Source organism: Agrobacterium tumefaciens str. B6, from assembly GCF_001541315.1.
In the GTDB taxonomy this organism is placed as follows: Bacteria; Pseudomonadota; Alphaproteobacteria; order Rhizobiales; family Rhizobiaceae; genus Agrobacterium; species Agrobacterium radiobacter.
On sequence record NZ_LMVK01000001.1, the window covers coordinates 364,716 to 385,479 of the forward strand.

23 protein-coding genes, 1 tRNA gene and 1 riboswitch are annotated in these 20,764 nt (G+C 58.8%); of the genes, 14 read left to right on the forward strand and 10 right to left on the reverse strand.

What is annotated here, in order from left to right:
* Positions 1-71: 71 nt before the first annotated feature.
* Positions 72-1,061 (forward strand): Hsp33 family molecular chaperone, encoded by a 990-nt coding sequence (locus ASB65_RS01785; protein WP_060722861.1) that lies wholly within the window; start codon positions 72-74, stop codon positions 1,059-1,061.
* A 53-nt stretch (positions 1,062-1,114) separates the two neighbouring features.
* On the opposite strand, the gene apaG is transcribed toward ASB65_RS01785, so the two are convergent.
* A complete protein-coding gene (gene apaG, locus ASB65_RS01790; protein WP_003503545.1) occupies positions 1,115-1,507 on the reverse strand; it encodes a Co2+/Mg2+ efflux protein ApaG in 393 nt (130 codons plus the stop codon).
* Between the two features lie 233 nt (positions 1,508-1,740).
* Positions 1,741-2,925, reverse strand: a complete 1,185-nt coding sequence (locus tag ASB65_RS01795; protein ID WP_003503544.1) for an O-succinylhomoserine sulfhydrylase — start codon at positions 2,923-2,925, stop codon at positions 1,741-1,743.
* Positions 2,926-2,968: 43 nt separating this feature from the next.
* Positions 2,969-3,047, reverse strand: a riboswitch (SAM riboswitch).
* 73 nt (positions 3,048-3,120) lie between these two features.
* On the opposite strand from ASB65_RS01795, the gene ASB65_RS01800 reads away from it, so the two are divergent.
* The 5 genes from ASB65_RS01800 to ASB65_RS01820 all read left to right on the forward strand — a co-directional run bounded on the left by ASB65_RS01800 (position 3,121) and on the right by ASB65_RS01820 (position 6,179).
* Entirely contained in the window at positions 3,121-4,218 is a 1,098-nt protein-coding gene (locus tag ASB65_RS01800; RefSeq protein ID WP_060723028.1) for a 2'-deoxycytidine 5'-triphosphate deaminase, read from the forward strand.
* Positions 4,219-4,273: 55 nt separating this feature from the next.
* Positions 4,274-4,347, forward strand: a tRNA-Gly gene (locus ASB65_RS01805).
* Between the two features lie 58 nt (positions 4,348-4,405).
* Positions 4,406-4,954, forward strand: a complete 549-nt coding sequence (locus tag ASB65_RS01810; protein WP_060722862.1) for an RNA 2'-phosphotransferase — start codon at positions 4,406-4,408, stop codon at positions 4,952-4,954.
* Positions 4,955-5,108: 154 nt separating this feature from the next.
* Complete coding sequence (aqpZ, locus tag ASB65_RS01815) at positions 5,109-5,834, forward strand: aquaporin Z (protein ID WP_003503541.1); 726 nt, start codon at positions 5,109-5,111, stop codon at positions 5,832-5,834.
* 51 nt (positions 5,835-5,885) lie between these two features.
* Complete coding sequence (locus tag ASB65_RS01820; protein ID WP_035212595.1) at positions 5,886-6,179, forward strand: hypothetical protein; 294 nt, start codon at positions 5,886-5,888, stop codon at positions 6,177-6,179.
* Positions 6,180-6,391: 212 nt separating this feature from the next.
* Here ASB65_RS01820 and ASB65_RS01825 read toward each other — a convergent pair whose 3' ends face one another.
* The gene (locus ASB65_RS01825; protein ID WP_060722863.1) at positions 6,392-8,323 is read right to left on the reverse strand and encodes a glycosyltransferase family 2 protein; all 1,932 of its coding nucleotides are present in this window, start codon (positions 8,321-8,323) and stop codon (positions 6,392-6,394) included.
* A 170-nt stretch (positions 8,324-8,493) separates the two neighbouring features.
* On the opposite strand from ASB65_RS01825, the gene ASB65_RS01830 reads away from it, so the two are divergent.
* A complete protein-coding gene (locus tag ASB65_RS01830; RefSeq protein WP_060722864.1) occupies positions 8,494-9,255 on the forward strand; it encodes a transporter substrate-binding domain-containing protein in 762 nt (253 codons plus the stop codon).
* Between the two features lie 37 nt (positions 9,256-9,292).
* Here the strand turns inward: ASB65_RS01830 and uppX are convergent, their stop codons facing one another.
* The gene (uppX, locus tag ASB65_RS01835; RefSeq protein ID WP_060722865.1) at positions 9,293-10,585 is read right to left on the reverse strand and encodes a Wzx-type polysaccharide biosynthesis protein UppX; all 1,293 of its coding nucleotides are present in this window, start codon (positions 10,583-10,585) and stop codon (positions 9,293-9,295) included.
* 286 nt (positions 10,586-10,871) lie between these two features.
* Here uppX and uppY point away from each other — a divergent pair, with 286 nt between their 5' ends.
* A complete protein-coding gene (uppY, locus tag ASB65_RS01840; RefSeq protein ID WP_060722866.1) occupies positions 10,872-12,167 on the forward strand; it encodes a Wzy-type polysaccharide biosynthesis protein UppY in 1,296 nt (431 codons plus the stop codon).
* Positions 12,168-12,193: 26 nt separating this feature from the next.
* Positions 12,194-12,946: a polysaccharide deacetylase family protein gene (locus tag ASB65_RS01845; RefSeq protein WP_060722867.1), complete on the forward strand. Its 753-nt coding sequence runs from the start codon at positions 12,194-12,196 to the stop codon at positions 12,944-12,946.
* A 68-nt stretch (positions 12,947-13,014) separates the two neighbouring features.
* Here the strand turns inward: ASB65_RS01845 and ASB65_RS01850 are convergent, their stop codons facing one another.
* Positions 13,015-13,665: a S24 family peptidase gene (locus tag ASB65_RS01850; RefSeq protein ID WP_003503527.1), complete on the reverse strand. Its 651-nt coding sequence runs from the start codon at positions 13,663-13,665 to the stop codon at positions 13,015-13,017.
* Positions 13,666-13,777: 112 nt separating this feature from the next.
* Complete coding sequence (locus tag ASB65_RS01855; protein ID WP_060722868.1) at positions 13,778-14,428, reverse strand: response regulator; 651 nt, start codon at positions 14,426-14,428, stop codon at positions 13,778-13,780.
* Between the two features lie 252 nt (positions 14,429-14,680).
* Between ASB65_RS01855 and ASB65_RS01860 the strand changes: the two genes are divergently transcribed.
* A complete protein-coding gene (locus tag ASB65_RS01860) occupies positions 14,681-15,034 on the forward strand; it encodes a DUF952 domain-containing protein (protein ID WP_060722869.1) in 354 nt (117 codons plus the stop codon).
* Positions 15,034-16,125, forward strand: a complete 1,092-nt coding sequence (locus ASB65_RS01865) for a quinone-dependent dihydroorotate dehydrogenase (protein WP_060722870.1) — start codon at positions 15,034-15,036, stop codon at positions 16,123-16,125. The genes ASB65_RS01860 and ASB65_RS01865 overlap by 1 nt, the downstream gene beginning before the upstream one ends.
* Before the next feature lie 173 nt (positions 16,126-16,298).
* On the opposite strand, the gene ASB65_RS01870 is transcribed toward ASB65_RS01865, so the two are convergent.
* Both ASB65_RS01870 and ASB65_RS01875 read right to left on the reverse strand, forming a co-directional pair.
* Complete coding sequence (locus ASB65_RS01870; protein WP_003503518.1) at positions 16,299-16,796, reverse strand: CAP domain-containing protein; 498 nt, start codon at positions 16,794-16,796, stop codon at positions 16,299-16,301.
* 1 nt (position 16,797) lies between these two features.
* Positions 16,798-17,064, reverse strand: a complete 267-nt coding sequence (locus ASB65_RS01875; protein ID WP_003493739.1) for a DUF6460 domain-containing protein — start codon at positions 17,062-17,064, stop codon at positions 16,798-16,800.
* A gap of 169 nt (positions 17,065-17,233) precedes the next feature.
* Between ASB65_RS01875 and ASB65_RS01880 the strand changes: the two genes are divergently transcribed.
* From ASB65_RS01880 to ASB65_RS01890, 3 genes are all read left to right on the forward strand, one after another.
* Complete coding sequence (locus tag ASB65_RS01880; protein ID WP_060722871.1) at positions 17,234-18,175, forward strand: class I SAM-dependent DNA methyltransferase; 942 nt, start codon at positions 17,234-17,236, stop codon at positions 18,173-18,175.
* Positions 18,176-18,309: 134 nt separating this feature from the next.
* The gene (locus tag ASB65_RS01885) at positions 18,310-18,921 is read left to right on the forward strand and encodes a YitT family protein (RefSeq protein ID WP_003503514.1); all 612 of its coding nucleotides are present in this window, start codon (positions 18,310-18,312) and stop codon (positions 18,919-18,921) included.
* A gap of 72 nt (positions 18,922-18,993) precedes the next feature.
* On the forward strand, positions 18,994-19,635 hold the full coding sequence (locus ASB65_RS01890; protein WP_020010974.1) for a YitT family protein: 642 nt from the start codon (positions 18,994-18,996) through the stop codon (positions 19,633-19,635).
* Positions 19,636-19,661: 26 nt separating this feature from the next.
* Here the strand turns inward: ASB65_RS01890 and ASB65_RS01895 are convergent, their stop codons facing one another.
* Entirely contained in the window at positions 19,662-20,123 is a 462-nt protein-coding gene (locus ASB65_RS01895) for a carboxymuconolactone decarboxylase family protein (protein WP_060722872.1), read from the reverse strand.
* A 99-nt stretch (positions 20,124-20,222) separates the two neighbouring features.
* The gene (locus ASB65_RS01900; protein ID WP_060722873.1) at positions 20,223-20,726 is read right to left on the reverse strand and encodes an RrF2 family transcriptional regulator; all 504 of its coding nucleotides are present in this window, start codon (positions 20,724-20,726) and stop codon (positions 20,223-20,225) included.
* Between the last annotated feature and the right edge of the window lie 38 nt (positions 20,727-20,764).

Consider the following 20,764-nt stretch of genomic DNA (forward strand, 5'->3'; position numbering starts at 1 on the left):
CGGAAAAAGCACATTTTAAAAGCCGGACTTTTGGACGGTAGCGGCGCGACGGCTGCGCCAAGGAGTATGACATGGCAGATGTAACGGTTGAACTGGACGATCTCGATTTTGCTGGCGACGACAAGGTTGTGCCCTTTCAGGTCGAAGGTCTGGATGTGCGCGGCCGCGCCGTACAGGTTGGGCCGCTGCTGAATGCCATTCTCGAGCGGCACGATTATCCTGCCGCCGTCGCCCGCCTGCTGGCGGAAGCGACTGTTCTGACGGCGCTGATCGGCACGTCGCTCAAGTTTTCCGGCAAGCTGACCCTCCAGACCAAGGGCGACGGCCCGGTTGACCTGCTGGTCGCGGATTTTACCGCGCCTGAAAGCATGCGCGCTTACGCCCGTTTCGATGAGGAGCGGCTGGCGGCGGCGATTGCGGAAGGCGCAACCTCGCCGGAGCAATTGCTCGGCACCGGCATTCTGGCCTTCACGATCGATCAGGGCGCGGGCATGCAGCCCTATCAGGGCATCGTGCCGCTCGATGGCTCGTCGCTGGAAGACATTGCCGGGGTTTATTTCCGTCAGTCGGAACAGCTGCCTACCCGCGTGCGGCTGGGCGTTGCCGAGTTCTTCGACCGTGATGGCGAAGGCAAGCCGCGTCATGGCTGGCGTGCGGGCGGCGTTATCGTGCAGTTCCTGCCGCAGGCGCCCGAGCGGCTGCGTATGCGTGACCTGCATGGCGGCGACGGCGATGAAAGCGGTCACGAGGTGCAGGAGGATGATGCCTGGATGGAAGCCGTCACGCTGTTGAACACGGTGGATACCGACGAGCTGACTGATCCGCAGGTGCCGGTGGAACGCCTGCTCTTCAGGCTTTTCCATGAGAGCGGCGTGCGCATCTATGATCCGCAGGCGGTTTTCGACCGTTGCAGCTGCTCGCGGGACAAGATCAAGGGTGTGCTGTCAGGCTTCACCGCCGAAGAGATCAAGGCGAGCGAGGAAGACGGCGCCATTGCCGTGACCTGCGAGTTCTGCTCCACCACCTATCGCTACGATGTCAGCGAATTTGAAAATGCCTGAATAGAGAGCCGTGCCCCACAAAGGGTGCGGCTTTTTCATTGCCGGGCGAGTGGTTAGTTCAGAACCCGCATCAGGCCCGGTGAATCCAGCGAAAAGGCGGGTATGGTGACGTTGAACACCTCGCCATTTTCCGTTTCCATTTCATAGTGGCCGAACATCAGGCCCGAAGGTGTGTCCAGCGGGCAACCGGAGGAATATTCGTAGCTGTCGCCGGGTTTAAGATGTGGCTTCTCACCCACGACGCCAGGCCCATAGACCTCATCGACCTGTCCGTTCTGATCGGTGATGTGCCAATAGCGATTGACGAGGGTAACCGGAATATCGGAGTTGTTCGCGATCACGACTTTGTAGCCCCAGACGTAACGATCGTCATCCGGGTCGGATTGTTCCTCGAGATAATACGGGTCGACCGTTACCTCGATATCCCTTGTCAGAGCACGATACATACGCGCCACACCTCGATATTATGCCTGCCGCCACATCCTACACTATAGGTTCTGGCTATCGTCAAGAAAATGAATGACTTGACGGGCAGGGGGCATCTCCTGTTGCGCTGCTTTCCACCGTTAGGGATAACGGGAAAGGTAAATATTGGTTGCCTGATAGGGTCTTTTCGGACCGCACCGGCGAACCATGGCCCGACACGCGGTCAGGCCATGGCGATTTGCCGATTGAATTTTCAGGCCGAAACGGCCGCCAGACCCTTCGCCAGATCTTCCAGCAGATCGTCGGTATCCTCGATGCCGCAGGAAAGGCGCAGGGTGCCGCCGGAAATACCGAGTTCAGCACGCGCCTCGTCGGAGAGGTTCTTGTGCGTCGTCGTGCCGGGATGGGTGATAAGGCTCTTGGCGTCGCCGAGGTTGTTGGAAATCTTCACGATTTCCAACGCGTTCTGCAGCTTGAAGGCCGCTTCCTTGCCACCCTTCAACTCGAAGGCCACCAGCGTCGAACCGCCGGACATCTGCCGTGCGATGATGTCGGCCTGCGGATGGTCGGCGCGGCCGGGATAGATGACCTTGGCGACCTTGCCGTTATCGGCGAGAAAATCGGCGATTTTGCCGGCATTGGCCGTCTGCTGTTTCACACGCAGCGGCAGGGTCTCGATGCCTTTCAGTAGCGTCCAGGCATTGAACGGCGACATGGCCGGGCCGGTATGGCGGAAATAATCCTGCAGCTCTTCTTCAATCCACTTCTTGTCGGAAAGGATCACGCCACCGAGGCAGCGGCCCTGGCCGTCAATATGTTTGGTGGCCGAATAAACAACGATATGGGCGCCGAGTTCGAGCGGCTTCTGGAAAAGCGGCGTCGCAAAGACGTTGTCGACCACTACCTTGGCGCCGATCTGGTTGGCGAGCTTCGCCACGCCGGCAATATCCACCACTTCGAGCGTCGGATTGGTCGGGCTTTCGAGGAAGAACAGCTTGGTGTTCGGCTGGATCGCCTTTTCCCAATTGCCGAGATCGCGACCGTCGATCAGCGTGCATTCGATGCCGTATTTCGGCGCGAGCGTTTCGACCACCCAGCGGCAGGAGCCGAAAAGGGCGCGGGCAGCAACGATATGGTCGCCGGCGCGCAGCTGGCACATGATGGCGGCGGTGACGGCGGCCATGCCCGACGCAAGTGCGCGGGCGTCTTCAGCGCCTTCCAGCAGGCACATGCGCTTTTCGAACATGTCGTTGGTAGGGCTCGCATAACGGGCGTAGATGAACCCGTCCGTTTCACCCTTGAAGCGCGCTTCGGCGGCTTCGGAGTTTTCGTATACGAAACCCTGGGTCAGATAGATCGCTTCCGACGTTTCACCGTAAGGGGAGCGTAGCGTACCGCCGTGAACGAGCTGGGTTGCCGGGCGCCATTTATTGCTCATGTGATCACCTTCAAAACAAAAAAACCGGCCGCAAAAGCAGACCGGTTCCTAGCACCCGGTCTTTTTAGCCACTTGTTTAACGTGGCTGCAAGCCGACCGGCCAAATCACCACGGGATAAGCTTGCCATACTGCCGTTACCGGCTTGCGTCAATGCTTTCCTTTTGGTTTTGTCGCCGTAAAAAGGAATGATGACCATGACGAGAACCACGGGCATTTTGGCGGATGGCGCGATCAAGGCGCTGTTTGCAGGCGGCAAGCTGAAGAGCGAGGCCGATCTCGATGCTGATCAGGTGCAGCCTGCCAGCCTTGATCTCAGGCTCGGCTCGAAGGCCTATCGCGTGCGCGCCAGCTTTATGCCCGGCCCCGGAACCCACGTCCTCGACAAGCTCAATCGTCTCAGCCTGCACGAGATCGACCTCACCCAGGGCGCGGTGCTAGAAACCGGTTGCGTTTATATCGTTCCCTTGATGGAAAGCCTTGCGCTGCCGGCGGACATGTCTGCCTCGGCCAATCCGAAAAGCTCGACCGGCCGTCTCGATATCTTCACCCGCGTGATGACCGATAATGCGCAGGAATTCGACAAGATACCGGCCGGTTATGTCGGCCCGCTCTATCTGGAAATCAGCCCGCGCACATTCCCCATCGTGGTGCGCCGCGGCTCACGCCTGTCGCAGATCCGCTTCCGCATTGGCCATTCGCTGCTCAATGAAAGTGAACTGCTGAAGCTGCACGAGACGGAAATGCTGGTCGCAAGCGAAACGCCCAACGTGACCGGCGGCGGCATCGCGCTTTCGATCGACCTCAAGGGTTTCGGTGAAAACGGGCTGATCGGTTATCGCGGCAAACATCACACCGCGGTGGTGGATGTCGACAAGAAGGCCCAGCACGACGTTCTCGATTTCTGGGAACCGCTCTACGCACGCGGCCGCGCCGAATTGATCCTCGACCCGGATGAATTCTATATTCTCGTCTCACGCGAAGCTGTCCACGTTCCGCCGCTTTACGCGGCTGAAATGACGCCCTTCGACCCGTTGGTGGGCGAGTTCCGTGTGCATTACGCCGGCTTCTTCGATCCGGGCTTCGGCCATGCGCAGGCGGGCGGCACCGGCAGCCGCGCCGTGCTCGAAGTGCGCAGCCACGAGGTGCCCTTCATTCTGGAACACGGGCAGATCGTTGGCCGGCTTGTTTACGAGCACATGCTGCAGAAACCGGAAGGCCTCTATGGCAGCGGCCTCGGCTCCAACTATCAGGCCCAGGGGCTGAAGCTTTCCAAGCATTTTCGCACCGAATAACGAAACCGGCGGGTGCTTGACACCCGCTGCGAACTATCCGATGTCTTATGCGCGCGCGGGTGTAGCTCAATGGTAGAGCAGCAGCTTCCCAAGCTGAATACGAGGGTTCGATTCCCTTCACCCGCTCCAGCGATGCCGCGATCCATGTGCCGGAATATTAAAGGTCATAAGAGAAAGCCGCATCCCGATGGCGCAGTCCCTCAGCGAGATCAGTAAATTTCTAAGCTATGTCCTTCGTCACAAACCGGATGCGATCAGTATCGAACTCGACGCGGAAGGGTGGGCCAATATCGACGAGTTGATAGCAAGAGCCGATATTCCCCTTACGCATGAGTTGCTGCTTGAGATTGTCGATACCAGCGACAAGAAGCGGTTCGCCATTTCTGCCGATGGGCAATTCATCCGGGCCAATCAGGGCCATTCGGTGGTGGTGGATCTCGGTCTCGAGCCTGTCGAGCCACCCGTTTTGCTCTATCACGGCACAGCCACCCGTTTTCTCGGCAGCATCAGGGAAAAGGGATTGCTCCCGCAGAACCGGCAATATGTCCATCTCTCCGCTGATAAAGAAACAGCGAGAAGAGTTGGAGAAAGGCACGGAAAACCCGTCATTCTGACGATCTCCGCCCTGGCGCTGCATCAGGGAGGCCATCGTTTCTTTCAGGCCAAAAATGGTGTCTGGCTTACGAATGAGATAGAGCCGGGCTCTCTTCCGGGGCTGCCGGAAGAGGTGGGCTGAAGCCACTATTTTCCGCGGAACATCCTGAAATGGTGGGGATACGGTCTTGGCCGGATCGTCGTGGAGCCGGCTTTTGGGAGTAGTACACAATTTAGCTTGACTACGATTAAATTGCACGTAATAGTTGATGCAGTCGTAACATAGGGGAAGTGTTATGAGTCGCAAACTTCTTTCGGAATTTCTGGGAACCTTTTGGCTCGTGTTCGGAGGATGCGGCAGCGCGGTTTTTGCCGCCGCCTTTCCCGAACTCGGCATCGGCTTCCTTGGTGTCGCTTTCGCTTTTGGTCTGACCGTTCTGACCATGGCCTACGCGGTTGGCGGCATTTCAGGCGGTCACTTCAATCCGGCTGTTTCAGTTGGCCTCACGGTTGCCGGTAAATTCCCGGCGGCAAGCCTCGTGCCTTATATCGTGGCGCAGGTTCTGGGGGCGATCGTCGCGGCTGCGGCGCTTTATGTCATCCTCACCGGCAAGGCAGGGGCTGACATTGGCGGTTTTGCCGCCAATGGTTATGGCGAACATTCGCCGGGCGGATATTCTCTCGTATCGGCGCTGCTGATCGAAGTCATTCTGACGGCATTTTTCCTTATCGTCATTCTGGGGTCGACGCATGGCAGGGTTCCGGCCGGCTTCGCGCCGATCGCCATCGGTCTTGCCCTTACCCTTATTCATTTGATTTCCATTCCGGTCACCAACACATCCGTCAATCCGGCCCGCTCGACGGGACAGGCGTTGTTCGTCGGCGGATGGGCGCTGCAGCAGCTCTGGCTGTTCTGGCTCGCTCCGATCCTTGGCGGCGCCATCGGGGCCGTGATCTGGAAAATTTTCGGCGAGGAAGAGAAGGCCGGCCACACCGGTTCGGTTCAACCTGCGCAGACATGAATAAGAGGCTTTGTTTCCTCGAATGGTCGAGGAACGACTGAGGAGGATGACATGGATCTTGCTTCGATATTGGCCCAAATCGTTGGCGGTGCGGTAGGCGGCACGGCCGGTGGAAAGATAGTGAAGGACTCCGATCTTGGTTCGCTCGGCAACCTGATTGCCGGCGCCATTGGCGGCCTCGGCGGCGGAACCGTGCTCGGATCGCTGCTCGGCGCGGCCGGAGGTGCAGCAGCTGGCGGCGTGGATATCGGCGCTCTTGCCGGTCAGCTCGTTGGCGGCGGTGTCGGTGGTCTGATCGTGCAGATCATCGTCGGCCTGATCAAGAACAAGCTCGTTGCCAAGTAGAGCGGTTCGGTCGCCTTCAGGATGAAATGACGGACCTTGCCGAAGGAGGAGCTTCGTTCGGCAAGGCATTGGCTTCTATTATTGATGACACCGGTAATGCAAGGCCTGAAGCGGCTTTGCGGATAACAGCATGTCGCTGAAACCATGAAGCGTCGCCGCGGTTGGCCGAAATAAGCACCAAACCTATTTTGACTGTTTTCGAAAATGCCGGGTCAGTCGGTTTTTTTGACGACCGGCGCGTGTGGTGTCTTGTTCCATGTGAAGGGTTTGGTTTTGAGCTCCACCACGGCCCGCCAGGCCGCGACTGATAACATCAGCCAATATGCGGGCATCGCCAGCCATCGCCTTCCGACATGTCGTCTTTCATAGGCGATCATTCTGCTTCGACCCATCAGCACGAAGATCGTGTAGCTCCCGGCGATATTCAGCACATCGATAAAAAACAGCAGACCTTGCCAGGTGAGTAGCAGATCAGCACCGTTTTCCCGGATGGCGATAATCATGAATGCCAGGGAAACGAAGAGCAGGGGATGGGCAAGCGACGACAGAAGCATGCCGCCGATCAGCAGCTGAAAAACCATATAGGCAAACCATCCCATGTCGCGCGCGGTCGTAAAAGGCGCACGGGTCATCACCAGCCAGCTTTGCAGCCAACCCTTGTACCAGCGTGTTCGCTGGTTCAGCCACACGGGCAGCGAGGTCGGCGCGTCCTCCAGCGTCTGTCGCCGGATGACGCCGCAACGATAACCGAGCCGATGCAGCCTGAGTCCGAGATCGGCGTCCTCGGTTACATTATAGGGATCCCAGGCGCCGGCCCGCCGCAGCACGGCGGTCCGGAAATGATTGGAGGTGCCGCCAAGCGGCAGCGGCAAGCCGTGTGTGGATAGCACAGGTAACATGCAGCGGAAGAGACCGGAATATTCCAAGGCGAAACAGGCGCTGAGCCAGGAGGAAGAGGCATTGCTGATGATAAGCGGCGCCTGCAGGCAGGCCACCTCGTCTGGCTCATTGCGGAAGGCGGTATAGGCTTCACGCAATTGCTGCGGATGGGGCCGGTCCTCGGCATCATAGACCACAACGAATGCGCCGCGCGCGCCGGAAAGCGCATAGGTGAGGGCTTTGGGTTTCGTGCGCGGCAGGGAAGGCGGCACCCTGACAACCTCTATATGTGGGCCGGGGTTTATCCGCCGGATCGCCTCGATCGTTGCGTCGTCGTCAGCCTCGCAGACAAGCTTGATGTCCAGTCGGGATCTGGGCCAGTCCAGACGTTCCAATGCGCCGATGAGCTGCCCGACGACGGCCTCTTCTCGATAAAGCGCCACCAGAACGGTATAGACAGGCGGTTCGTTTTCCTGCCGAGGAAGCGAGACAGCACCGTTTTCCGTGGGTGCATGGACGAGGGCGAACAGCCTGAAAAGCAGGGTAAAGAGGTAAAGAAGCGTCAGGGTAACATGCAGATAGGCAAATGCCGCTTCCGTATAAAACAGCAGCGATAGAATGAGCAGGGTAACGAGAACGCCACTGCAGAAACCCTGCTGGCCGTGCAGCGTGATCCTGGCGGAATGGTGTGGCGCCGTATTGAAAAGCCGCTGCTGGGTTTCCGCCAGGCGGCGGGCCTCGCCCGCTTTCCAGATTGCGTTGCGCATGGCTTGCGGTGTGGTTACGGCAAATTCGTCGAGAAGACGCGGGCGCTGATCCAGCATGTTTTTCAGAGACGCCATCCGCGCCAGTTCCGGCACGATCAGCAGCGTCGGCGTGCCGTGTAGCGGTGTCAGCCGCAGCAACCTTGGTTCGGCAAGTTGAGTGTCCAGTCGGTTCAGGTCCACCACCCGGCCCGGGCTTATTTCCGGAAGAAATGGCAACCGCAGCAATCTGGCGAAAGCGCTGAAATAGGCATCCGCCGTTACGAGACTGCTTGCCAGCAATTCGTCTTCTACAGTCGAGCCATTTTCCAGCGCCCGCTGTTCGAATGCCTCGATATAGGGCTTGCCAAATCCCAGCGAAGAGAGAAAGCGGGCTTGTTCGGCCTGGTCCTGTTCGGAAGCGGCCCAAAGCGGATCATCGCTGGTACGGGAAAATGCAATTTTTCGTGTCGCCGGCGTCGTACAAAACGAATCTCGTGTATATTGCCTAAAATAATCCATGCATCGCCGCCGCCGTCATGGTGCCGCCCCACTTTCTGTCACGGATAGTATAGATGAGAATGACGAATGTAACGCGGAATATAGGTATCGGTTTTACTTTAGCTCTCGCTTTACAATTGACTGGTTTTATTGGTGAAGTTCGTGCGGAGGGATTGTCGGACGGAAACCGGATGCCGGTGTTGTTCGATGCGCAGGAGCGATTTCCGGGCGGCGACCTTTCTTCAGTTCCCCGCATCAGATTTCTGATGTCGGTCGATTTTCCGCCGTTCAATTTTACCGATCAGGAAGGCCGGCTTGCAGGTTTCCATGTCGATCTGGTGCGTGAAATCTGCGCCCAGTTGAAGGTCGAAAGCAAATGCCAGGTGCAGGCGCTGCCGTTTGACGAGCTGGAGGCGGCGCTTGAAATGGGGGAGGGCGAAGCGGTCATTTCCGGCCTCGCCACCACTGCCGATCTGCGCAAGAGTTTCACTTTCTCGCGGCCCTATCTGTTGATGCCTGCCCGTCTTGCGGTGAACAAGGCGGCGAAATTCACCGGCTCCGGCGCTGATGCGCTTTCTGGAAAGAAGGTGGGTGTGGTTGCCGGTTCTCGGCACGAACAGATGCTGAAAGCTTTCTTTCCAAAGGCCGCGGCCGAGGGTTTCGAGGGCTATGAACCCATGTATGACGCGTTGAAGAAAGGCAAGGTGGACGCCATCCTCGCCGACGGTCTGCGCCTGCCTTTCTGGGTTTCGGGAAGCGCGTCCGAAGGCTGCTGCGCGCTCTTCGGTGGTCCCTATATGTCCGACAGGTTTCTCGGCGAAGGCCTGTCCATCATGACCGTCGATCCCGACAACGTGCTTGTTCCGGCTTTCGATCAGGCGCTGGCGGCCCTTTCCCGCAACGGCCGGCTGGAAGAAATATACCGGCGTTATTTCCCTTACGGGCTCTATTAGAGAGAGCCGGCCACCAGATCGGTTCTGACGCCAGCTCTTATTTGGCCGGCGCGAAAACCTCTTCGTTTCGGCGCAGGCGCAGCAGCGCGATCCACACGGCGGCGGCGATGGCGGTTTCCACCATGAAATAGCTGCCGATCGTTCCCGAAATGCTGAAGGACCAGGTGAAGAAGGCGACGACGACGGAGCCGATGAGATTGCCGCTGTTCCAGATCTTCGCGCGAATATCCTGCCGTCCGGATGCGCCCAGCGCCTCAAGCGCGGTGGCGGCAACGGCCATGGGCAGAACCGCCCAGCAAAGCACGCGGGTGATGACGGGCAGCGAGACATATTCATCGCCGAACAAAAGCGGCAGGAAGGGTGCGATGATGAAAATGACGAGCGCACTGCCGGTCGCGATGAAAAGTGCAGCCTTCAGCACATTATAGGCGCGTTCTATGGTCTTGGTGATGCCCTGCAGGGCGGCGGAGGCCGAACCCGGATAGATCAGCCGGTTGAGGGCCTCGACGGAGAGATAGGAACTGTCGAGAATGCGCCGGGCGATGGAATAACTGCCCAGCACCTCGGCGCTGGCAATGGCGCCGAGAACGAGAATATCGGCATTGCCGCGCACGGCCTTGAACAGGAACTGGGTGGAGAACAGGATGCCGATGCGGATTTCCTCGCGCACGATGCGGAACACCGGGCGGCCGAGTCTCGCGATCGCCTTCACCGAAATCATGGCCGCAATCGTGTGGGCTGCGAGGTTCCACAGTGCCCAGGCCTCCACGGTTTCCACCTTGAAGATGAGGCAGGCGACCACTGCGGCAATGGTGCGGGCGACGGCAAACATCACTTCCAGCTTGTTGGCGGAGGCGAAGTCGGAATGGGCGATGAAGCTCTGCGTGGAAAGCGAGATGACTTTCAGGAGGACGAGGTTGGTGAACAGGATCAGGAAGGTGGTGATCAGCGTGTGCAGCAGGGTTTCCGAGGTCGGGAAAAATACCGGGATCGTCACCATGCCGATGATTGTCAGCACCACGCCTGTCGCGGCGCTCAGGAGATAGCTGTGGCCGAGCATGACGGGAAACATGCTGCGATCCTGCGCGACGCGGCGGATCAGCGATTCCTGCGAACCGATACCGCAAATCTGGACACCGAGATTGGTGACGGCCGTGATGGAGGCGTAAAGCGCGAATTGTTCGACACCGAGATGGCGGGCAAGCAACGCGAAGGTCAAAAGCTGGGCGGCGCTGGACATGAGGAGCGCTCCGCCTGACGCCATGTAGGTCAATCCCAGTCTGACTAGATGGCCGAGCCGCGGCGTATTGAACGACACCTCATTCTCCATGTTTTCCGGCATTGCCGGGGGGATTCAAAAATGACTGCGCTGTTTTTAAAATCTGGCGAACTGAAAAAGCCGCAACCGGCCAATAATGTGAAGGTCCGCGACCCGAATGAATGGCAGTTTATCCTGTCTTATCCCTCTTGAGGTAAGAGAGGGTTAAAGCAATTGCATAATAATGACGATAATGACTGTTTATGGTTATTTGGACATGGCCCTCTTTCAGAAGGGTTTCGTTGTTCGTCACGAGGCAGGCCAATGATCCGATCATCCATATCAGGTGCAGGCGACCATGCCGCGTTTGGCTGATACGCAGCCCATTTCTGCACAGGGCAGCGCCATATCACTTGCCGGCGGCCGGCGCGACGCGATTTTTTTCGTCGCCACCATGCTCTATATCTGGATTTCCGTCGCCCCTTTCGAAAATCTGGCAGCGCCGCCGGTGCCGCACGCCGCCGCAAACCAGCTGACCGGCCTCGTGATCGCATTGATCCTCGGCGTTTTTGCGCTGCGCCACCGCCTGACGGGGCTTCTGCTGCGGCCGCGACTGCCCATTCTGCTGCTGTTCTTCTGGCTGGCGATATGCTCCGTGGTTGGAACCCAGCCCGGCACGTCGCTGCAACGTCTGGTCTTCACGGCGCTCCTGTGCTTCATCACCAGCGTTCTCGTCGTCATGCCGCGCGACCGGCGGCAGTTCGACCGGATGATGGCCATTTTCGCCATCATTCTCCTGGCGCTGTGCTATCTGGGGGTGATCTTCCTCAGCTCGCGCTCGATCCATCAGCCCTATGATCTCGATGAGAAAGCGCTCGCGGGAGACTGGCGCGGCATTTTCAACCACAAGAACGCCGCCGCTCCGGCCATGATCATTCTTTTCATGATCGGGCTTTACCTGCGTAACGCCTGGTCGACGCTGGGCGGCATCGCCATCACGCTGCTGGCCGGTTTCTTCCTGTGGAAGACCAATGGAAAAACCGCGGCCATGCTTTTGCCGGTCACCTTGGCGCTGATCTGGGTCATGGAAAGGCATGCCCACCGCACGCTGTTGATGATCGGCGGTCTTCTCGCCTTCATCAACATATCCGCGGTTGGCTCCACTTATTTCCCGAGCATACAGAATTTTGTCGAAAGCCTGGGCATCGATTCCACCTTCACCGGCCGCACGGACATATGGCGGCTGTCCTTCGACACTTTTGCGCAATCGCCGATCTTCGGGCCGGGGTTCCAGGCATTCTGGGCGAGCGACCGGCTCCTGTCGCAGGCCGATATAGCTGGCACCTGGGCCGTTACAGCCTTCCATGCCCATAATGGCTATATCGAAAGCCTGCTGAATGGCGGCTTGCCGGCCTTCATTCTCACCGTCATCTGGCTGGTCATCATCCCCGCGAACGATTTCCGCACTGCGGTGGACAAGGGTACGGATCCGGGCCTGACCCGACTTTTTGCGCGAATTTGGGTGTATGCGTTACTTTCTTCGTGTCTTGAGAGTAATTTCTTTACCGGAACCGGGCCTATCTGGTCTTCTCTGCTGATCGCAATCTATTGTTTGAGGCATCAGGCTTACGACATACTTGAACAGGGGCAGTAATTTGCAGACAGGCCGGGGGGCTTTGTATGACGCAAAAAATCGGGACTTTTGCAGACCGGATCAATAACCGGCTGGTGCGCTATTTTCCGGGACCGGCGGCGCGGATCGAAACATCCGAACCGATCGTGTCCTTCACATTCGACGATGTGCCGGCAAGTGCCTGGACGGCGGGTGCACGCATTCTGGAAAACGAGGGCGTCTGCGGGACGTTTTATATCGCCGGCGTGTTCATCGACAAATACGATGAACAACAGCAGATGATTTCCACGAAAGGCTGTTCGGAACTGGCAGCGGCCGGCCATGAACTTGCCTGCCACACCTTTTCCCATCGCAAACTTTCGAGCATTTCACGACGGGGGCTCGAGGCGGACCTCGATCGTAATGACACCGTGCTCGGATCATTCGATGGAGGCCGCCACGGGCGTAATTTCTCCGTTCCCTTCGGCATGGCCTCACCGGTCATGCAGCCGCTGCTGCGGCGCCGGTTCAGGACTGCGCGCGGCATCATGCCTGGCATCAACAGGGGCAGCGTCGACCCGTATAATCTTGCCGCAGTCGAGTTGCGTGCGGATCAGAACTACCTCGACGCCGCCGACCACTGGCTGGAAGATGTTTTGCAAAAAGGCGGCTGGCTCATCATCTTCACCCATGATGTTTCGCGCACACCAAGCTTTTACGGTTGTCCTGAAGACAGATTTCAGAGCCTCGTCCGCAGGGCGGTATCCGGTGGTGCGAAGATCATGACGGTCGATGCCGCGGCAACGGCGCTCGGCCTGTAGAGGAAATTCTCGGCGCGTTTCCCGAGCTGCAACGGCTGAAACGGCAGGCCCGTGTCCGCAATTGCGGGCTACTGGCTGGCCCAGATGATGCGGGCAATCCACTCCACATCGGCCATGTCGAAGCTGCGGTTGGGATGTTCCGGGTTGAGCGAAAGAAGCTCGATGTTCTTGGGGCTTTGCCGCGCCAGCACCTTGGCCATCACTTCGCCGTCGCGGCTTTTCAGCACCACGCGGTCACCGCGCCGCACCTGTGCGCCCGGCTCCACGATGAGGATGTCGCCGTCACGGTAAAGCGGCATCATGCTCTCGCCCTGTACTTCCAGCGCATAGACGCCCTGTTTGCGCTCGGGAGAGGAGGGGAATTCTACCACATCCCAGCCCTGACCGGCCGGAAAACCGCCATCATCGAAAAAGCCGCCGGAGCCTGCCTGGGCGAAACCGAGCAGGGGAATGGCGTTGTCCGCGCCCGAAGGCTGCATCGTCTGCGCCCTGCCGAAAGCATAACCGAAAAACTGGTCGACGCTTGCCCCCGTCGCTTCCAGCACCTTGGAGACGGATTCCGTCGAAGGCCAGCGTTTGCGGCCATCCGGCCCGAAACGTTTCGATTTGTTGAACGAGGTGGGATCGAGACCGGCGCGCTTCGCCAATGCCGAAGGCGTCAGCTGATGGCGTTTAGCAAGCGTATCGATGGCGCTCCAGATCGTCTCGTGTGAAAGCATGATAGAAAGCCCGCAAGTGGAGCCGATAGCGGAAAGCTCCTGTCGTATATTGACCGGAATCTAGACCATATCCGGTCAGGAGTAAAGCAAGGAAAGGAATAAAATCCTTGCTCTACGCCACCATGGCCGACGTATTTATCTTGGCCAGCTGGATCACCGCCTGCGTGCGGCTGTCGACCTTGAGCTTCAGCAGGATCGCGGAGACATGCGCCTTGATGGTGGCTTCGGAAACATTGAGCTCATAGGCGATCTGCTTGTTCAGCAACCCTTCGGCCAGCATGCCCAGAACCCGGCTTTGCTGCGGCGTCAGTGTTCTGAGCCGGCCGATGAGATCGGCCACGTCAGGATCCTGTTCCTTATCGCCCTGATGACCTGCCGGTATCCAGACATCGCCCTCCAGAACCGCGCGGATGCCGTCTCTGATATCATCGATACCAGAGGACTTGGAAATGAAACCGGAAGCGCCAAGTTCGATGGACCGGCGAACCGTGGTCGCATCGTCCGTTGCCGAAACGATGACGATCGGCAGGCTGGAAAATTCCGCCCTCAGGGCCATCAGGCCTGAAAATCCGCTGACCCCCGGCATGGCGAGGTCGAGCAGCATGAGATCGGCGTCGTTGCGCGCTGCGGCCGCACTTCGGGCAGCCTCGAAATCTCCGGCTTCAACAATGGTCTGCCGCCCGTCGAGGCCGGATACGGCCTGTTTCAGGGCGCCGCGAAAAAGCGGGTGGTCATCTGCTATGATAATGACAAGTTCCGACATTCTGGCCCCCTCCCAAGGGCGTTATGCGGTTCTTTTTTGGGTACTGGCGCACTCCCATTTGCCGGCGGTCGAACGCTTCCGGCTCCTTTGCCAAAGGTTGCGCCAATCGCTCCCGCATTACAAGGAAAAGCTTGTGGACAGGCGGTCTTTCAGGGCTTCCGTAATAAAAATGCCGTGGAAACTGTGGACAATTGCCATGCTTTGCGGCAAACCGCCCGGACAGGAAAGTGCTGGAAAGCCTTGGAGAGCCCCATGCAGGAAACGCCCGCGATCATCTATAAAATCGTGCCGGAGACGTTGTGGAGTGCGGCCAGGGCGAAGGGCGTCTTCGAAGGCGCAGCCATCGATCTGACCGATGGTTTCATTCATTTTTCAACGGCAAAACAGGTGACCGAGACCGCCGCACGGCATTTTTCCGGCCAGGTCGATCTGTTTCTGATTGCAGTCGATGGCGCGGCCCTTGGCGACAAGCTGGTCTATGAACCCTCCAGAGGCGGCGATCTTTTCCCGCATCTCTACGCGTCTCTTCCCTTGACCGCCGTGCTTTGGGAAACGCCGCTTTCACTCGGCCACGACGGCCAGCACCAGTTTCCGGAGATTTTGTGATGAGCGGATTATTTTCCTCTGTCGGCCGCAAGGGTTTGTTTCTCGTCGATCCGGAAAAGGCGCATGGCCTGTCCATCGCGGCGTTGAAAAGCGGCTTTCTGCCCACCTGCATGGTGCCGCACGATCCGCGTCTGCAGCAGACCGTGGCGGGTCTCGTGTTCCCCAATCCGCTCGGCATGGCGGCGGGTTACGACAAGAATGCGGAAGTGCCGGGGCCGCTTCTCCGGCTCGGTTTCGGCTTCACCGAAATCGGCACCGTCACGCCGAAGGCGCAATCCGGCAATCCCAAGCCGCGCATCTTCCGCCTGGTCGAAGATGAAGGTGTCATCAACCGCCTCGGCTTCAACAATGAAGGTCATGCCGCTGCGCTGGAGCGTCTGAAGCAGGCGCGTCTGCGCGGCATTGTCGGCGTCAATATCGGCGCCAACAAGGATAGCGAAGATCGCATCGCCGATTATGTGCAGGGCATCGAGGCCTTTTATTCGGTTGCGTCCTATTTCACCGTCAATATTTCCTCGCCCAATACGCCCGGTCTGCGCGACCTGCAGGCGCGCGAAAGCCTTGCCGCCCTTCTCACGGCGGTGCTGGAACGCCGCAAGGCGGAAGCCGAACGTTTCGGCAAACGCATTCCGGTCTTCCTCAAGATCGCGCCCGATCTGACCGAAGAGGGGCTGGATGATGTTGCCGAAGAGGCGCTGGCCCATGATCTCGACGGACTGATTGTCTCCAACACCACGCTCTCCCGCGAAGGCCTGCGCCCCGGTCCGCATAAGGGCGAGGCCGGCGGCCTGTCCGGCAAGCCGCTATTCGAGCTTTCCACCACGGTTCTCGCCAAGATGCGCCGTCGCGTCGGCGCCAATCTGCCGATTATCGGCGTTGGCGGTATTTCCTCCGCGGAAACGGCGCTGGAAAAGGTGAGGGCAGGGGCCGATCTCGTGCAGCTTTATTCCTGCATGGTCTATGAAGGTCCCGGCCTGCCATCGGCCATCGTCAAGGGACTGTCGAAGCTGGTCGCCCGCGAGGGCGTGGAGTCGATCCGTGAACTGCGCGACAGCGCGGTGGATCGCTGGGCCGACCGTAAGCTCGGTTGAGTACGACCTGGGTGGGGTTTCTCTACCCTCATCCCTGTGCTTGTCACAGGAATCCAGCCAGCCCAAGTCCTTGGGCTGAAAGAAGTCTCTCCGCCGCGCAGACGCGCTTCGACTGGATTCCTGTGACGAGCGCAGGCATGAGGGCGCGGGGGTACCCTAGTCTCCGCCCATTCTCAGGCGCAGAGCACCATGGCCCAATAGGGTCGGTTGCGGCTGGCGGCGTCATAGGCCACCGCGACGCCGAGACCATTATAGGGCCCGAGCATATTTTCGAGATGGTGTTTGGAGCCGATCCAGGCCTTCACCACCCGCTCGACACTGTCTTGCCCTGCAGCCACGTTTTCCGCCGCCGGAAGCGGGACATTGCCGTCCTTCATGCGGATAAGGAAACTGTCGGTCAGGCCGATCAGATGCGCCATCTTCTGCGCCTTGACCATGCGGCCGGCCTGATAGGCGGCAGCACCGCTTGCTGGACCATTGATGGAAAGCGGGGAAAGCCCCTTCGTGCGGCGCAGGTCATTGACCATGGGAAGTGCCGCCGCCGTTTCGTCGCGGGTGCCCGATGGCATGCCCTTGTTGGTGGGCATGGAAACGCAGGCGGAAAGAACGGAACCAGCGGAAAGCAGCACGAAGCCGCGCCGTGAAAGCGTTTGAAACGTGGAATCGGTCATGTCAGCGGCGATAGCTCAGGAGGCGCAGGATGATGAAAACGGGAATGACGATCGTTGCGCCAAGGATCAGATAGTCGCCGATTGCGCCGAGCGCGTGGAAACCGCTGCGCCACAGGTCGACCACGAAATCGCGCGCGCCATAGATGATGTTCCACGGAGTCAATCCGAAGATCGCCATCAGAAAGCCGACGAGCAATGAAACGACGAGCAGTTTCACCACGGTGCGGGCCACCGTATCACCCAGCATTTTGTTGACCTCACCGGCCATCAGCAAGTCTCCTGTTTTATCCTGACATATGGGGCGCACCGCTTCGATGCAAGTTTTCGCGCACTATATCGCGCCATATCCGTCAATTCCACGCAGGGGCCATGAAATAGGACTTGAGTTTTTTTATGGCTTGATAAATGACAGCCGGCATCTTCTCAGGAAATAATTGATGGCCCCAAACCAGTTTTCTTCCGGTGACGTCATTGCCGACCGCCGGGCGGACTATGCCCGCATGTTGGCGGAGGGCGGTGACTATCCCGCCGCCGCCGAACTCATGGAACAGGCGCTTGAACTTGCGCCACGGTGGACGGCGGGCTGGTTTCGTTTCGGGGAATATCATGAAAAGGCGGGGGAGACCGCAAAAGCCGTGGCGGCTTACGAGAAAGTCGCCGAACTGGATACGGAAGGGCTGTTTGCAGCCGAACTGAAGCTCGCGGTTCTCGGCGCCGCGGAAACACCCGAGCAGCCGCCGAGCCGTTATGTGGAAGGGCTGTTCGACGATTATGCCGACCGTTTCGAAACCTCGCTTGTGGAGAAGCTTGACTACAGCGTGCCGCAAAAGCTGGCGGAACTGATAGGCAAGGTGGCGGATGGCGGCGTCTTCGATACCATTGTCGATATCGGCTGCGGCACGGGTCTCCTCGGTGTCGAAATCCGCGCCCTTGCAAGACGGCTTGAAGGTTTCGATATTTCCCAGAACATGCTGGCCAAGGCGGAGGAAAAGGGGCTTTACGATTATCTGGGTCAGGCCGATCTTTCGCTGGAAGCAGAGGCCTCCGGCCTGTTCACAACGACGCTGGCGGAGCACCGCGCCGATCTCGTCGCCGCCGCCGATGTGATGATGTATCTCGGCAGCCTCGAAGCCGTCATGCCGCTTGTTTCCGCCCTGCTCAGGCCTTCAGGCTTTTTTGCCTTCTCGGTGGAGGATGCGGGGGATGAGGACGGTTTTATCCTGCGGGAATCCCTTCGTTACGCCCATTCCAAAAGCTATGTGACCGACCTTCTTGAGCGGACTGGCTTTTCCCTCCTCGAAATACGCAAAACCACCATTCGCAAGGATGCCGGAAAACCCCTTTCCGGCATTCTTTTTCTTGCCCGCGCTAAAGCCTGAACATTCCGTTTCTTGCCTTTTTCACGATAGGTCAGTCTTGCTTACTTATCCATCTTGATCAGCTGTTTTTTGCAGTGCAAAATATGTCTGAACCAGAGGAAAAAAGCGTGAGCATAACGAGAAGCGTTTACGGCATGTGGAGTTCCGATCCGGCCAGACATGCGCCGGTGGAAGACGTGCAGGGCATCGTCACCGGCGCCATCGTCTCGGCGCTCGGCTTTTATCTCCTGAACAAGGTCGGCCTTCTGACCGGCGGCACCGCCGGCGTCGCCTTCCTCCTTCATTATGCCTTCGGCATCAGCTTCGGCCTTCTGTTCTTCGTCGTTAATCTGCCGTTCTATTATCTGTCCTTCCGCCGTCTCGGTCTTGCCTTTTCCTTCAAGACCTTCATCGCTATCGGCCTTGTTTCGGTGCTGACGGAAGTGGAGGCGCGCTGGATGGTGATTGACAGCATCAATCCGCTCTGGGCGGCGCTGCTCGGCGGTCTGCTTCTGGGCTACGGATTGCTGGCGCTCTATCGTCACCGCGCCAGCTTGGGCGGTATCGGTATTCTCGCCATCTATATTCAGGATCGTTTCGGCATCCGCGCCGGTCTGATCCAGCTGGCCTTCGACGCCTTCGTGATGCTCTGCGCCTTCCTCGTCATCGATCCGGCCACGGTCGCCTATTCGATTGTCGGCGCTTTTGTCCTCAACATGTTTCTGGCCATCAATCACCGCTCGGACAGATATATCGTCGTGCGCTGAATAAGCATGCTTGAAATCCGTCCTGCTTGAGTGCAATAGCTCGGCAAGGGCCTGAAAATCAGGGGAAAAGGCATGGACGATACGACTGCGCGCAGGCGCCTGAACCTTTGGGCCTCCGCGCCGGATCGTCATTCGCTGCTGGAAGACGCGCAGGGCGTTCTGGCGGGCAGCATGCTGGTTTCGCTGGGCGTCACGCTGTTTTCGTCCGCGGGCCTTTTGACGGGCGGCGTGGTGGGGCTTGCCTTCCTGGCGCATTATTCCACCGGCTTCAGCTTCGGCGTGGTGTTTTTCCTTGCCAATCTGCCGTTCTATTATCTCGCCTTCCGCCGGCTCGGCCTCGCCTTCACGGTCAAGACCTTCTGCGCTATCGCGATGACGGCGCTGCTTTCCGAATATATGCCCGGCTTTTTCGCCTTTCAGAGTATCAATCCGGTTGCCGCAGCGCTTTTTGGCGGGCTGACGGTTGCGGCCGGCATGCTGGCGCTGTTTCGCCATCGCACCAGCCTCGGCGGTTTCGGCATCTTGGCGCTTTATCTGCAGGATCGTTTCGGCTGGCGCGCGGGCCTCGTGCAGCTCGCTTTTGACGGCATGGTGCTGGCCTGCTCGTTCTTCGTGGCCACACCTTTCGTCATCCTCTGCTCCATCCTTGGCGCGTTGGTCATGAACCTCACGCTTGCCATCAATCACAGGAACGACCGCTACATCGCCATGTAGCGGCCGCCCGTTCTGGGGTTAAGAGGTCAGGCCGCCTTCGCAGCCGCATCGACCGGATGCTGCGAGCGGAAACCGACGGCGATGCGGTTCCAGGTGTTGATCGCGCCGATGGCGACGGTGATCTTCACGATGTCCTCATCGGAGAAATGCGCCTTCAGCGTCTCGAAGGCGTCATCCGGAGCGCCGGTTTCAGCAATCTTCGTCACCGCGTCCACCCAGCCGAGCAGCGCGCGTTCCTGCTGAGTATAAACGGGGGATTCCCGCCACACGCTCATCAGGTTGATCCATTGTTCGGAAAGCCCGTCATGACGGCTTTCCTTCACATGCATGTCTACACAGAAGGCGCAGCCGTTGATAATCGAGGCGCGCAGCTTGATGAGGTGAACGAAGCGGCGCTCGAGGCCGCTGCTCTGGACGTAATTTTCCAGCGCCATTACGGCCTTGAAGGCTTCGGGGGATGCTTTGGCATAGTTCAAACGGGTTTTCATGGGTCTCTCTCCATTGGTTGGGTCTGTTTAAGGGTATGCGTCATCGTTCCGGAAAGCGGTGACGCTTCCGGTATTTCGGGTGATTGGTTCTTTTGGGTCTTAGCGCGCCGCCGTCTTGCGCTCGTTCAGCGCCAGAAAGGCACAGCCGCGTGCGGCAATGCCACCGTCGTCATTGGCGGCAAGGTCGCCCAGAATATCGGCGATGGTGGTTTTGGCGAGTTCCGCCCGATAGGCCTTCTCCGCTTTCAGCATCGCGGCATTGATGCCGCAGGGCTTGGTGAAATAACGTCCCGGCAAGGGGTTGGGGCCCCGCTGGCGAATTTCCGCACAGCGAAAGGCAGGCTGCGGCCCCTCCACGGCAAGAACGATATCGAGCAGCGTAATCCTGTCGGTCGTCCGGGCAAGACGATAGCCGCCCTTCGGCCCCGGCACGGTGGCGACTATTCCGGCGCTCGACAGCGATTGCAGGTGTTTCAAGAGATAGCTCGTGGAAACGCCGTGAAATTCCGCAAGCGCCGCCGCTGAAAGCACGCCGCCTTCGGAAAGTCCCGCCAGCATGCCTACACTGTGAATGGCCTGTTCAACGCCGTCGCCGAGTTTCATCCGTTTTGCTCTTTTGTGGTTCGCTTAAGTATCGTGGA

What these genes read in the sequence shown, in the direction of transcription:
- ASB65_RS01855 (WP_060722868.1), bottom strand. Translation starts at nt 14,428, where the DNA reads ATGTCGGAACTTGTCATTATCATAGCAGATGACCACCCGCTTTTTCGC.
- ASB65_RS01875 (WP_003493739.1), bottom strand. Translation starts at nt 17,064, where the DNA reads ATGGCCGGTGAGGTCAACAAAATGCTGGGTGATACGGTGGCCCGCACC.
- ASB65_RS01850 (WP_003503527.1), bottom strand. Translation starts at nt 13,665, where the DNA reads ATGCTTTCACACGAGACGATCTGGAGCGCCATCGATACGCTTGCTAAA.
- ASB65_RS01820 (WP_035212595.1), top strand. Translation starts at nt 5,886, where the DNA reads ATGGATCTTGCTTCGATATTGGCCCAAATCGTTGGCGGTGCGGTAGGC.
- ASB65_RS01830 (WP_060722864.1), top strand. Translation starts at nt 8,494, where the DNA reads ATGCCGGTGTTGTTCGATGCGCAGGAGCGATTTCCGGGCGGCGACCTT.
- apaG (WP_003503545.1), bottom strand. Translation starts at nt 1,507, where the DNA reads ATGTATCGTGCTCTGACAAGGGATATCGAGGTAACGGTCGACCCGTAT.
- ASB65_RS01785 (WP_060722861.1), top strand. Translation starts at nt 72, where the DNA reads ATGGCAGATGTAACGGTTGAACTGGACGATCTCGATTTTGCTGGCGAC.
- ASB65_RS01795 (WP_003503544.1), bottom strand. Translation starts at nt 2,925, where the DNA reads ATGAGCAATAAATGGCGCCCGGCAACCCAGCTCGTTCACGGCGGTACG.
- ASB65_RS01870 (WP_003503518.1), bottom strand. Translation starts at nt 16,796, where the DNA reads ATGACCGATTCCACGTTTCAAACGCTTTCACGGCGCGGCTTCGTGCTG.
- ASB65_RS01885 (WP_003503514.1), top strand. Translation starts at nt 18,310, where the DNA reads ATGTGGAGTTCCGATCCGGCCAGACATGCGCCGGTGGAAGACGTGCAG.
- uppX (WP_060722865.1), bottom strand. Translation starts at nt 10,585, where the DNA reads ATGGAGAATGAGGTGTCGTTCAATACGCCGCGGCTCGGCCATCTAGTC.
- ASB65_RS01800 (WP_060723028.1), top strand. Translation starts at nt 3,121, where the DNA reads ATGACGAGAACCACGGGCATTTTGGCGGATGGCGCGATCAAGGCGCTG.
- ASB65_RS01890 (WP_020010974.1), top strand. Translation starts at nt 18,994, where the DNA reads ATGGACGATACGACTGCGCGCAGGCGCCTGAACCTTTGGGCCTCCGCG.
- ASB65_RS01845 (WP_060722867.1), top strand. Translation starts at nt 12,194, where the DNA reads ATGACGCAAAAAATCGGGACTTTTGCAGACCGGATCAATAACCGGCTG.
- uppY (WP_060722866.1), top strand. Translation starts at nt 10,872, where the DNA reads ATGCCGCGTTTGGCTGATACGCAGCCCATTTCTGCACAGGGCAGCGCC.
- aqpZ (WP_003503541.1), top strand. Translation starts at nt 5,109, where the DNA reads ATGAGTCGCAAACTTCTTTCGGAATTTCTGGGAACCTTTTGGCTCGTG.
- ASB65_RS01860 (WP_060722869.1), top strand. Translation starts at nt 14,681, where the DNA reads ATGCAGGAAACGCCCGCGATCATCTATAAAATCGTGCCGGAGACGTTG.
- ASB65_RS01810 (WP_060722862.1), top strand. Translation starts at nt 4,406, where the DNA reads ATGGCGCAGTCCCTCAGCGAGATCAGTAAATTTCTAAGCTATGTCCTT.
- ASB65_RS01880 (WP_060722871.1), top strand. Translation starts at nt 17,234, where the DNA reads ATGGCCCCAAACCAGTTTTCTTCCGGTGACGTCATTGCCGACCGCCGG.
- ASB65_RS01895 (WP_060722872.1), bottom strand. Translation starts at nt 20,123, where the DNA reads ATGAAAACCCGTTTGAACTATGCCAAAGCATCCCCCGAAGCCTTCAAG.
- ASB65_RS01825 (WP_060722863.1), bottom strand. Translation starts at nt 8,323, where the DNA reads ATGGATTATTTTAGGCAATATACACGAGATTCGTTTTGTACGACGCCG.
- ASB65_RS01900 (WP_060722873.1), bottom strand. Translation starts at nt 20,726, where the DNA reads ATGAAACTCGGCGACGGCGTTGAACAGGCCATTCACAGTGTAGGCATG.
- ASB65_RS01865 (WP_060722870.1), top strand. Translation starts at nt 15,034, where the DNA reads ATGAGCGGATTATTTTCCTCTGTCGGCCGCAAGGGTTTGTTTCTCGTC.